Genomic DNA, 11,866 nt, shown 5'->3' on the forward strand with positions numbered 1-11,866 from the left:
CCGACGGTGACCGGTTTCTGCTCGGCGATGTCGTCTTCCGAGCCGGCGGCGTCAATTCTGCGGTTGCGCATGATGCTCGTGATGAACGCGACACCGATGAAGGCGACACCGACCAGGCCGGTGATCAGCTCGTTGACGTGAACACCGATCGACACCAGCAGGATCAGCGACAGTGCGCCGATCGCCCAGTGGGCGCCGTGCTCGAGGTACACGTAGTCGGACAGGGTGCCCTTGCGGACCAGGAAGACGGTGATCGAGCGGACGAACATCGCGCCGACGAAGCCGAGGCCGAGGGCGATGATGATCGGATCCGAGGTGATGGCGAAGGCACCGATCACGCCGTCGAAGGAGAACGACGCGTCGAGGACCTCGAGGTACAGAAAGAGGAAGAAGCCGGCCTTACCGGTGGCCTTGGCCAAGTCGGTCGGCCCGCCGCTGGACTGGACTTCCTCTTCGCCTTCTTCGGGTGCGTTGAACAATTCACCGAGGCCGTTCACCGCGATGTAGGTGATCATGCCGGCCACACCGGCGATCATGACGGTGGAGACGTCATCGGAATCGGCGAGGAAGTTCGCGGCGATCAGGAGCATTGCGCCCGAGACGACCACCGAAAGCTGATCGAGCTTGCCGATACGTGCGAGGGGCCTCTCCAGCCATGACAGCCACGTGATCTCACGCTCCTCGAAGATGAATCCGAGGAACAGCATCAGCAGGAACATGCCACCGAATGCGGCGATCTGCGGATGGGCGTCCATCATGATCGACTCGTAGGTGGGGGAGCCGTCGGTGGGCGGGTTGAGTGCCAGGTCGAGCGCGGCAACGGGGCCGAGCCCGGACGCGAGCCACACGATGACGAGCGGGAAGATCAGACGCATGCCGAATACGGCGATCACGATGCCCACGGTGAGGAAGATCTTCTGCCAGAACTCGCTCATTCGCCGCAGCACGGTGGCGTTGATGACCGCGTTGTCGAAGGACAGGGAGATCTCGAGAATCGACAGTATGGCAACGAGGAGAACGGCCTCGAGGCCGCCGTAGACCGCAGCGACGACGAGCGAGATCGCCGTCACCACGAAGGAGAGACCGAATATTCGCAGAACCACGGAGCGTGGCCTTTCTTCTAGGGGCAATGCCGGGTGGCTACTGCTGGATGAACGCACACCGGAAGAGGGCTCCTCGGCGAAGAGGCTGCGGAGCCCTCTTCCGGTACGAGAGAAATCGAAAAGACGCTGGTCAGACGTTGACGCCGTAGTCGCGAGCGATACCCGCGAGACCGGAGGCGTAGCCCTGGCCGATCGCGCGGAACTTCCACTCCGCGCCGTGGCGGTACAGCTCGCCGAAGACCATGGCGGTCTCGGTGGAAGCGTCCTCGGAGAGGTCGTAGCGGGCCAGTTCGGTCCCGTTGGCCTGGTCGACGACGCGAATGTAGGCGTTACGCACCTGGCCGAACGACTGCGAACGGGTCTCCGCGTCGTAGATCGAGACGGGGAACAGGACGCTCTCGATGTTCGCGGGAACAGCTGCGAGGTTGACGTTGATCACCTCGTCGTCGCCCTCGCCCTCACCGGTGGTGTTGTCGCCGACGTGTTCGATCGAGCCGTCGGGGGAGCGTAGGTTGTTGAAGAATACGAAATGCTGGTCGGAGACGACCTTCTTGTCGGCTCCGGCAGCGATGGCGCTGGCGTCGAGATCGAAATCGGTGCCGGTGGTCGACCGAGCGTCCCATCCGAGTCCGACAGCCACGGCTGTCAGATTCGGCGCCTCCTTCGTGAGAGAAACATTGCCGCCCTTGGTCAAGCTGACGCCCATTCAGGGGTCCTTTCGAGAGGGGGTGGGTGGACCTCGACGGATGTCGAAGTTCCGGGATCGTTCTCCACCACGATAATGATTTTGTCCGACTTGTCCCATCACGGCAGTTGTCCACAGGTTTGTGCACAGGATTTTCGACGGACTCTGAGCGATCGGCGGGGCACGTACCATTCAGACTGTGACGAGCGGATGGTCGGGAGTCTTCCGAGGAAGGCCCCGAAACGACGAGTCGGCTCGTCGCGCCCACGACACGATGGTCGCAGCCTTTCTCGACATGGACAACCGGCAGAGCATCGCCGCAGCCGCGGTTGACGCGTCCCTTCAGTTGACTCCGGAGCGGGGAATCCGACGACTGTGGGAGCCGGTCCGCGATTCCTGCTACCAGGCCGCGACCGCCTATCTGGATGCGGAGGATCAGTTCGGCAGCGTCCAGACTCCGGCGGCCGCCGCGGCGTTCGAGCAGGTCACCCGGCAATTGGTGACGGCCACTCAGAAGCTTGACGAGTTCTACGCCGCCCACCGCGGACATCTCGACGAGGCCGGTGCGATGTTTGCGGCCGTCCCGCAACTCGCACAGCAGGCCGTCCAGGTAGCGCAGAACGCCCGTGAGGGTTTGCAGGGTGCGGGGGAGGCGTACGCGGACTATCCGTCGGTGCGGGCCGGTGACGCTGCGCTCGAAGCCGCGCTGGCCGCGTTGAGGGGCGCACGCGCCGCGAACGAGATCCGTTCGGCGGCGGCCCGGGTGCGGGACGAGTCGGCCGCGCTCGAGAAGGCGTTGGCAGCGGCTCCCGCCAAGGACCGCGACGCCCGTAACGCGGTGGCCTCCGTCACGACGAGGATCGCCGCCGTGGAGACGCGCAGTGAGCGGCTTTCGCCCGCCTACTCGGCGCTGTTACGCGAGTTCAACGCTGCGAGTTCCGCGGATCTGGTTCACAACGAACGCGAGAGTCACCGCCACCTCGAACAGGCCCGGACCGATCTGCAGCAGGCACAGACTGCACTGCGGACGGGAAACCCGGAAGTCGCGCTCGAACTGACAGGAGCTGCCCGCACACATCTTGCGGATGCCGAGGCGAAGGTCGACGGGGTCACCGACCGGCTCCGGCTGCTTCGGACGGTCCGGGAGAATCCGCGGGCCAAGGAGAACGAGATCAGATTTCACCTGCGCGACGCCCAGATGTTGGCTGTGAATTGTGGGCTCGTGAGGGAATGGGGTTCGGTTCTGGACGCTCAGCTCGAGCGGATAGATCGCATTGCAGGGACACTGACGGGCAGACATCCCGACTATTGGGCATACATCACTCAGCTCGACGCCGTGTCGGACTTCATTTCCGAGGTGGTTCACAAGATGAGAGGTCACGTGGCACAGAAATGACATGGGGGGACGAATGAGTATCAGCGAAGAGATGGCGGCGGCGGTGCCGTCCGAGTTGGGATCGGTGGTACCCGAGGTACGCCATTTTCGCCATCTCGACTCCGAGACGCGGGAGCGGTTGTTCCTCCACGCTCCGCAGTCGCTCGGTCCGGTCGAGGATCGTGTGGCCCTGGCCGTCGCGCTGGGCGCCACACTGTATGTGCCGGCGACCCGATCCGACCTCGCCGACACCGTGCTGCGGAGATCGGGCGAGGGCGTGTGTTCCATGGTTCTGGACCTCGAAGACGCCGTCGCCGACGACCAGGTGGAGTCTGCGCTGCTCAACGCTGTGGATGCGCTCGACCGGCTCGCCGCTCTCGGCGGCGCGAACATGCAATTGTTCGTCCGGGTCCGGGCAGCCGCCGACATTCGCCGGATCGTGGACCTGTCGACCATCGGGGTTTCCGTGCTGACGGGATTCGTGGTGCCCAAGTTCCGTGGCGACAGCGGACGAGTATTTCTCGAGGAACTGGCCGCCGCGTCCGAGCGGGTGGGTAAGCACCTGTACGTGATGCCGGTACTCGAGTCGCCGGAACTCGTTCACCGGGAAACCCGCGACGACGAACTCGCGCAGATCGGTGCCGTGCTCGCCGAGCACCGCGAGCGGATCCTTGCAGTGCGGATCGGTGCCACCGATATGTGTGCCACGTTCGGAATTCGGCGCGACCGTGATCTGACGATCTACGACGTGCGTGTGGTCGCCGATGCGATCGCCGCGATCGTCAACTACCTGGGCCGCTCCGATCACACCGGGCACGTCATCACTGGCCCGGTGTGGGAGTACTTCGCCGATCACGAACGGATGTTCCGCCCGACACTGCGCGCCACCCCGTTCGAGGAGCACGACGAGGTCCGGTTCCGTCAGCAGTTGGTGAGCCGTGATCTGGACGGTCTGTTGCGCGAGATCGCGCTCGACCGAGCCAACGGCATCCAGGGGAAGACCGTCATCCATCCCACGCACGTGGCGCCCGTTCACGCGCTGTCGGCGGTCACTCACGAGGAGTACCACGACGCTGTCGACATCCTGGGTGCCGAGAACATGGGTGGGGTCCAGGCTTCGGGTTACCGCAACAAGATGAACGAGATGCGCCCACATCGCAGCTGGGCCGAGAAGACGCTCGTCCGAGCCAGGGTGTTCGGTGTGACGAAGGAAGGAATCACATTCGTGGACCTGTTGACCGCTCTGGCCGTCCGATGACCTCCCCCGCCGCGGTGCGCGAGGTGCCCTGGGCAACGGAACATCTGGGACTCGCTCTCACGCAGGTGAGTTCGACCACGGGAATGACCATTGCCGACCTCGTCGAGCCGGGTCTTCGCCGGAACCCGCGCCGTGCACACCTTCTGGTCTCGACGGTTCTGGGTAAGCATGTACCGACGGATCCCCTCACCATCATCTCGGCGGGTGAACGCCTCGGCGACCTGGTGGCCGGGCTGCTGGGTGCGGACTCCGATGCCGTGGTTCTCGGATTCGCGGAGACGGCAACAGGTCTGGGCCACTGCGTGGCAGCACGGCTGTCCGCGCCGTGTTACCTGCACTCCACTCGCCGCGACGTTCCCGCGATCGGGACTTCCGCCGGCTTCGAGGAGGGGCACTCACACGCCACCAGCCACCAGTTGCAGCCGACGTCCGCGGAGTTGTTCGCCAACGACCGCCCCCTGGTGCTGGTCGATGACGAGATCTCCACCGGTGCCACAGCACTGGACGCGATCCGGGCGCTGCACGCGCTCACCCCGCGCAGTCGGTACGTCGTGGCCTCGCTCGTCGACATGCGCACCCAGGAACATGCGGTTGCGGTCGACGCCGTGGCCGACGAACTCGGCGTGCGGATCGACAGCGTGAGTCTCGCGGCCGGCCGGACGGAGCTCCCCGAAGGGCTCATCGAGAGTGTCGGGGCTCTTCCGGATCCGGTGCTCAATCCTGTCGGAAGCCGGACCGGAACCGTGGAGCGTATTGATATCGCCTGGCCCGCAGCGGTTCCGGAAGGCGGTCGGCACGGGTTCCTGCGTGCCGATGCCCAGCGGTTCGGGCGAGCGGTCGAGTCGGCGGCAGCTGCCCTCGGTGAGCAACTCGACCCCGCACGTCCCGTGATCGTCGTCGGGCACGAAGAGTTGATGTACCTCCCGCTGCGGATCGCCGAGTCGCTCGCGGCCACCGGTCGACGGGTGCGGTTCCAGACGACCACCCGGTCACCGGCGTACGTGCTCGACGAACCCGGATACCCCTTGCGCCGCGGTTTCTGCTTCACCGCCCCGGAGGCCGGCGAGGATCAGCCGCGGTACCTCTACAACGCCGAGTGGCCGGGCGAGGATGCGGTGGTGCTCGCGATCGTGGACGCCGCCGCGGATACCGGCCGTCTCACCGCGGACGGTGGCCTGCTCGACGTGCTCACCGCCGCAGGCGCCGACGTCGTTCTCGCAGTGGTTTCGGGAGCCGACCCGGTGTCGCTGCGGGCCGCCCGGATCGGAGCATCGTCATGAGCGGGCCGCTGACCGGACCGGACTTCGGGTCGTACGCGGCCGACGAGGTGCGCTGGCTCCTGAAGGACCTCTCACATGTGGACCTCGAGGCGGACGTCGCCGAGCGGGAGCTCCGTATCCAGGCCGGTGACGCGCACTACGCGGAATCCCTGCCGATCGAGTACCAACCCGACGCGCAGTACCGTGAACTGTTCGAAAAGGTGCTGCAGGACAGCGCCATCCGGCTGGCCCGGGCGGTCGGAACGGTGACGGATCTGGTGCTGGCCGAACGCGGACGGGACATCACACTCGTGTCGCTGGCTCGCGCCGGCACCCCTGTGGGCGTGCTCATGCGCAGGTGGGCGCGGGACGTACACGGGCTCGAGGTGCCCCACTACGCCGTCTCCATCGTCCGTGATCGCGGGATCGATGCGAGGGCGCTCGATTACCTTGCGCAGCATCATGATCCGAAGAACGTGGTCTTCGTCGACGGCTGGACGGGGAAGGGCGCCATCGCACGTGAGCTGTCGCAGGCTCTTGCGGAGTACCGGGAAACGGGCGGCGCCGAGTTCGACGCCGACCTTGCCGTCCTCGCCGACCCGGGCAACTGTGTCCGCACCTTCGGCACCCGCGACGACTTCCTCATAGCGTCCGCCTGCCTGAACTCCACCGTGTCCGGGTTGGTGTCCCGTACGGTTCTCAACGACACCCTGATCGGTCCCGGAGACTTCCACGGTGCCAAGTACTACGCGCACCTCGTCGGCGAGGACGTGTCGAATCATCTGCTCGACACGGTGTCCGGATCCTTTGCCGATGTGCGCGAGCATGTTCCCGGCGACGTCGAGGATCTGCTGCGATCCGATCGGACACCGAGCTGGGGCGGGTGGAAGTCCGTGGAGGCGGTCCGCGAACAGTACGGCATTTCGAGTGTGAACTTCGTCAAGCCCGGTGTGGGGGAGACCACCCGTGTGTTGTTGCGACGGGTCCCGTGGCGAGTTCTCGTCCGCGATCTCGATGCGCCCGAGCATGCGCATATCCGGCTGCTCGCTGCGGCGCGGTCCGTCCCCGTGGAAGAGGTTTCGGACCTGGCCTATTCGTGCATGGGCCTGATCAAGGATCTCTCGTGAACAGCGGTTCCAGGAGCGCGCTCGTCGCGACCGATCTCGATCGCACCATGATCTATTCGCGCATCGCAATGGAACTGGGCGTCGCCGAGAGCGACGTGGCGGAGTCATCGGATGCGGGGTCATCGGATGCGGGGTCGTCCGACGCGGACGAACTGCTGTGTGTGGAGATCTACGAAGGAAAGCCGCTGTCGTACGTGACCTCCACTGCCGCGGCCCTGCTGCGTCAACTCGCCGCCTCGGCGGTCGTCGTGCCCACGACCACCAGAACGCATGCACAGTTCCAGCGGATCGACTTGCCCGGCGCTCCGTGGCGGTATGCGATCACCACCAACGGCGGCAACATTCTGGTGGACGGTGTTCCGGACACGCACTGGCGCAGCGAGGTGGTGTCGGCGATCGCCGTAGGCGGGGCGTCGCGGGAGGAAGTGGAAGCCGAACTGGAGCGGCGTATCGACGACAGTTGGGTGCGCACGTTCCGGGTGGCCGACGAGCTGTTCTCGTATCTGGTCGTCGACCTCGATGCGATGCCCGCGGACTTCGTCGAGGACTGGGCCGGCTGGTGCGGCACCCGCGGCTGGGGAGTGTCCCGGCAGGGCCGGAAGATCTACACGATGCCGGGCGCCGTCTGTAAGAGTCGTGCCGTTGCCGAGGTCCGGTCCAGGCTGGTGGACGAAGGGGTATTGACGTCCGAAGCCCCGGTGCTTGCGGCGGGAGACGGCGCGCTGGACGCCAACATGCTCAGCAACGCCGATGCCGCGATCCGGCCGCGCCACGGCGAACTCGATGCTCTGGGCTGGCAGCATCCCAGGCTGTCCGTCACCGAAAGCAGTGGCATCTCTGCTGGTGAAGAGATTCTGCGCTGGTTCTCGGCGCGCGCCGCGACGGGTGCGGGGCCGAGGCCGATGGCACGACTTTTGTAGGTTGTAGGCAGATCCGAACATTCGGGACAATCCCGACGCTCCGACAGTGAAGGAATCACCGCAGTGTCCACTCCGCTTGCCAAAGGCCAGAACGGCCCCCTGAGCGTCAACGATGTCATCGTCTCGCTCGACCTGACGGCCGCCGCAGATCTGTCTGCCCTGCTGGTGACGGATGCAGGGAAGGTGCGTTCGGACGCTGATTTCGTCTTCTTCAATCAGCCGACGGGTCCCGGCGTCCAACTGGTGCAGGGTGCACCCGGGCAGGCGGCGTCGCTGAAGGTGTCACTCGGATCGGTGCCGGCCGATATCGCTCAGGTGCGTGCGGTGATCACCCTCGACGACCCCAACAGCAGCTTCGGGCGTTTCGCACCCCCGACCGCCCGCGTCGCCGACAGTGCCGGCAGCACCCTCTACGAGTACAAGATCGACGGCCTCGCATCCGAGTCGATCGTGATCGCGCTCGAGCTCTACCGTCGTCAGGGTGCGTGGAAGGTGCGCGCGGTGGGCCAGGGTTATGCCGGCGGATTCGCGGCCCTCGTCACCGACCACGGTGTCTCGGTGGACGACGCTCCCGCACCGGCAACACCGCCGCCCGCGCCCACTCCGCCCGCGCCCACTCCGCCTGCAGCCCCCGCTGCCCCTGCTGCTCCGGCCGAGGTGAGTCTCACCAAGGCACGCCCCGTCAGCCTCACCAAGGGGCAGAAGGTGACACTGCGCAAGGAGGGCGGCGTGGCGTTGACCTCCATCCAGATGGGCCTCGGATGGGACCCCCTCGAGAAGCGGGGGATGTTCGGAAACCGTTCGGCCAATGTGGACCTCGATGCTTCGGCTGTGCTGTTCGCCGACAACAACTTGATCGACGTCGCCTACTACGGACAGCTCACCTCGAAAGACGGGTCGATTCGCCACCAGGGCGACAACCTCACCGGTGAAGGCGAGGGGGACGACGAGGTGATCCTCGTGGACCTCACGCGCGTACCGCCGCACGTGACGACCATCGTCTTCATCGTGACGTCCTACCGCGGGCACACCTTCGAACAGGTGAAGAACGCGTTCTGCCGGCTGGTGGACACCACGACGCGCGCCGAACTCGCCCGATTCACCCTGCAGGGGGGAATGCCGTTCACCGGCATGGTGATGGCCAAGGTGTACCGCGCCGGCGGTGAGTGGAAGATGCAGGCCATCGGCGAGGGCATCCAGGCCAAGCACGCAGGCGAGGCCGCTCCACAACTCACGCGGTTCCTCGGCGTCTAGACCGGAAACGTGACGTTCGTCTGCTCGAGACGGCGTCATTCGTCCGGCAGTTCCACCCCGAGCTCGAGGGCCTTCGCGGCCACGGCGTCGGGGAAGACGTTGCGGAACAGGAAGAGGTCTTGTCCGAGCACCCAGCCGGGTGCGAGTTCGGTTGCGTAACGCTCGAAATATCCGAGTTGCTTCCCGAACAGCACGAGTTCCTCGGGGCTGGAGATACCCCAGATCCTGCCGATTCCCACCAACGCCATGATCAGCTCGCTGAGCCGGAGTTCACCCAGATCGCGGCCCAGGATCGGTGCGAGTGCGGTGGCCACCTGAAGTCCGAGCTCTTCGTCGGTGGCCTCGTGCTCAGTCGCGTAGCCGAGTGCCCGAATTCCGCGCGCCATCCGGGAGAAGTCGCCGTCGATCAATGTTGCGTAGAACATGTCGCTGAGGATCTGACGCCATTCGGTGGGCAATTCGCCGACGATGCCGAAGTCGAGCATGGCGATACGGCCGTCATCCAGAACCCACAGGTTTCCGGCGTGAACGTCGCCGTGGAAAGGGCCGTGCAGGAGCACCGATTCCAGCCAGACCTTCACTCCGCGACGGATCAGCATGCGGGTGTCCAGGCCCGAGATGTCGGGGAAGCGGTCCAGGGGCACCCCCCGCATACGTTCCATGCAGATCACGTGCGGGCCACAGTAATCCCAATACACCTCGGGAGTGGTGACGCCCTTGTTGTCGCCGAACGCCGCGATGTTGGCGCGGAACCGGCTCTGACGGTCGGCCTCCACGGCGCTGTTGAGTTCGGTCATCGTGGCGGAGTGAAGGTCGCGGATGATCGCGGTGGCGTTGGCGATACGAAAGAACTCGAAGAGTCGTTCGAGGACGCGCGCACCCCAGTATGCGGCACGTAGGTCCACGGCCATCCGGTGGAAGATGTCGGGACGCTGCACCTTGATGACTGCCTCCCGGCCGTCCGGCAGCACACAGGCGTGGACCTGGGCGACGGAGGCCGCCGCGAGCGGGACGTCGTCGAACGACACGAACAGGTCGTCGATCCGGTGACCCAGATCGGTCTCCACCACCGCGCGGGCCTGGTGCACGGGCACTGGCGGCACGTCGTCGAGGCAGCGCAGGCAGGCATTGGCGAGGGGGGCGGGGAACACCCCCGACGACGACGCCATCAGCTGTCCGACCTTCACGAAGGTGGGCCCGAGTACTTCGAAGCCGTCCACGAGGCCCTCCGACGCCGCCTCTGCGAGGGTGCGGCCGCGGGGTCGGAGGGGCCAGGTGACCACTGCGAGCACCGTGTACGCCAGGACGACGACCCCGATGACCAGAGCGCGCCACAATTCGGCACCGCCGAATCGGTCGAGGGCTGCCGCCTCGACGGTGAGGGCGGTGGCCGGTGGACCCGAAGCGTACGGGCCTACCGGGTGTGACATGGATTCATGCACAGTTCCGTTCCTTGCGTTCGAAACAGACCATACCCGGAGGCTCCGGGATCGTACCCAGTATGCGTCACCCACCGTCACACTATTTTGTTTGCACAACTCACAATCCGAGCGGACCTGCCAACGCGCGCAGACCCGGAAGGGGGTCGTCCGCCATCGGGAGTACCTGTACGGCCACATGATCGGCGCCCGCGTCGAGGTGTTCCCGGAGTTTGCCGGCAACGTACTCGGGCTCACCGTGCACGGCGAGCGCGTCGATGAGGTCGTCGCTTCCGCCATTGTCGATCTGCGCGTCCGTGTAGCCGAGACGTTTGAGGTTGTTGACGTAGTTGCGGAGATGCAGATAGGGGTTCTCGACGGCGGCGCGGCCGATGGACCGGGCCCGTTCGGTATCGGTATCGAGCACTACCTTGTGCTCGGGTGCGATCAGGACGTCGGGCCCGAGGAGTTCGCGGGCTTCTCGGGTGTGCTGCGGTGTGGTGAGGTAGGGGTGGGCGCCTGCCGCGCGGGCGGCGGAGAGTTCGAGAACCTTCGGTCCCAGAGCTGCGAGCACTCGTCGGCCGGCAGGCACACCGGCCGCATCCAGGATGTCGAGGTACTCCACCAACGCCGAGTACGGCTTGCTGTAGTTCAAGCCGGGCTGCTCAGGATGTCCGACGCCGATGCCAAGTAGAAAACGCCCCGGATGCTTCGCCTCGAGGCGATGGAACGATTCGGCGATCTCGCCGGCCGGTACGGTCCAGATGTTGACGATGCCGGTGGCGACCGTGATAGTCGACGTGGCGTCGAGTAATCGTTCGGCCACGACGAGGTCCGCGCGTGGGGAGCCGCCGATCCACAGCGTGCCGTAACCGGCCTCCTCGATCGCGGTGCCCAGTTCGGGCGCAAAAAAGGGGGCGGCGCGCCATACGCCGAATTGTCCGAGCTTCGGGGTTTCTGCTGTGGTCTCCGTCATGTGGCGTGCAACCCCGCTGCGTCGTCGTTCATTCCTTCCGTGGATGGTGCAGCCACGGAAGGTCGCCTACTCGTCCAGGCGCTCAACTCCCCGGTGGCCGGTACTCCGCTTCGGTGCGCACAGCCCGGTCCACCTGTTCCGGTGTCAGGAGCACGACCGATTCCGAGCGGGCAGCGCCCGAGGCCGTGGTGCGGATACCGAGTGCGGCGGCCGCTACCTCGTCCGGAACGTCACCGATCACGAAGAGATCACGTCCACCAAGTGCGAAATAGCAGGATTCGACTGTGCCACCCACGCTTTCGACCATCTGTGTGATCGCGTCGCGTCGTGCGGTGCCACCTTCGGCGAGCAATCCCTGCGCACCTTCCGGTGAGTACGTGACCTGCCAGAGGTATCTCGGCATCGGGTCCTCCTCGAGTGTGGGGATCACTCCATGGTTCACCCCCGGCGTGGACGCACGCAATAGGCCCGGCGTGGATGCACGCAATAGG

The 11,866-nt window shown here is 65.6% G+C and carries 11 protein-coding genes; 6 read left to right on the forward strand and 5 right to left on the reverse strand.

What is annotated here, in order from left to right:
- Together WAW17_RS14690 and WAW17_RS14695 are read right to left on the reverse strand one after the other, a co-directional pair.
- A partial coding sequence (locus tag WAW17_RS14690; protein WP_422333687.1) for a DUF475 domain-containing protein occupies positions 1-1,103 on the reverse strand: 1,103 nt, incomplete at its 3' end.
- 130 nt (positions 1,104-1,233) lie between these two features.
- Entirely contained in the window at positions 1,234-1,809 is a 576-nt protein-coding gene (locus tag WAW17_RS14695) for a TerD family protein (RefSeq protein ID WP_422333688.1), read from the reverse strand.
- Positions 1,810-2,062: 253 nt separating this feature from the next.
- Between WAW17_RS14695 and WAW17_RS14700 the strand changes: the two genes are divergently transcribed.
- From WAW17_RS14700 to WAW17_RS14725, 6 genes are all read left to right on the forward strand, one after another.
- Positions 2,063-3,184 carry a hypothetical protein gene (locus WAW17_RS14700; RefSeq protein WP_422333725.1) on the forward strand — a complete coding sequence of 374 codons (1,122 nt, stop codon included), beginning with the start codon at positions 2,063-2,065 and terminating at the stop codon, positions 3,182-3,184.
- A gap of 13 nt (positions 3,185-3,197) precedes the next feature.
- On the forward strand, positions 3,198-4,421 hold the full coding sequence (locus WAW17_RS14705) for an HpcH/HpaI aldolase/citrate lyase family protein (protein ID WP_422333689.1): 1,224 nt from the start codon (positions 3,198-3,200) through the stop codon (positions 4,419-4,421).
- Positions 4,418-5,701: a phosphoribosyltransferase family protein gene (locus WAW17_RS14710; RefSeq protein ID WP_422333690.1), complete on the forward strand. Its 1,284-nt coding sequence runs from the start codon at positions 4,418-4,420 to the stop codon at positions 5,699-5,701. The genes WAW17_RS14705 and WAW17_RS14710 overlap by 4 nt, the downstream gene beginning before the upstream one ends.
- Positions 5,698-6,807, forward strand: coding sequence for a cysteine protease StiP family protein (locus WAW17_RS14715; protein ID WP_422333691.1), 1,110 nt, complete (start codon positions 5,698-5,700; stop codon positions 6,805-6,807). Before WAW17_RS14710 ends, WAW17_RS14715 begins: the two co-directional genes overlap by 4 nt.
- Before the next feature lie 47 nt (positions 6,808-6,854).
- Positions 6,855-7,727, forward strand: coding sequence for an HAD family hydrolase (locus WAW17_RS14720; protein WP_422333726.1), 873 nt, complete (start codon positions 6,855-6,857; stop codon positions 7,725-7,727).
- A gap of 63 nt (positions 7,728-7,790) precedes the next feature.
- Positions 7,791-8,981, forward strand: a complete 1,191-nt coding sequence (locus WAW17_RS14725; RefSeq protein WP_422333692.1) for a TerD family protein — start codon at positions 7,791-7,793, stop codon at positions 8,979-8,981.
- A gap of 35 nt (positions 8,982-9,016) precedes the next feature.
- Here WAW17_RS14725 and WAW17_RS14730 read toward each other — a convergent pair whose 3' ends face one another.
- The 3 genes from WAW17_RS14730 to WAW17_RS14740 form a co-directional block, all read right to left on the reverse strand.
- Positions 9,017-10,411 (reverse strand): ABC1 kinase family protein, encoded by a 1,395-nt coding sequence (locus WAW17_RS14730; protein WP_422333727.1) that lies wholly within the window; start codon positions 10,409-10,411, stop codon positions 9,017-9,019.
- Positions 10,412-10,520: 109 nt separating this feature from the next.
- Positions 10,521-11,375 (reverse strand): LLM class F420-dependent oxidoreductase, encoded by an 855-nt coding sequence (locus tag WAW17_RS14735; protein ID WP_422333693.1) that lies wholly within the window; start codon positions 11,373-11,375, stop codon positions 10,521-10,523.
- Between the two features lie 82 nt (positions 11,376-11,457).
- Positions 11,458-11,778 (reverse strand): GYD domain-containing protein, encoded by a 321-nt coding sequence (locus WAW17_RS14740; RefSeq protein WP_422333694.1) that lies wholly within the window; start codon positions 11,776-11,778, stop codon positions 11,458-11,460.
- Positions 11,779-11,866: the final 88 nt, after the last annotated feature.

This window comes from Rhodococcus sp. (in: high G+C Gram-positive bacteria), from assembly GCF_049286785.1.
Taxonomy (GTDB): Bacteria; Actinomycetota; Actinomycetes; order Mycobacteriales; family Mycobacteriaceae; genus Rhodococcus_F.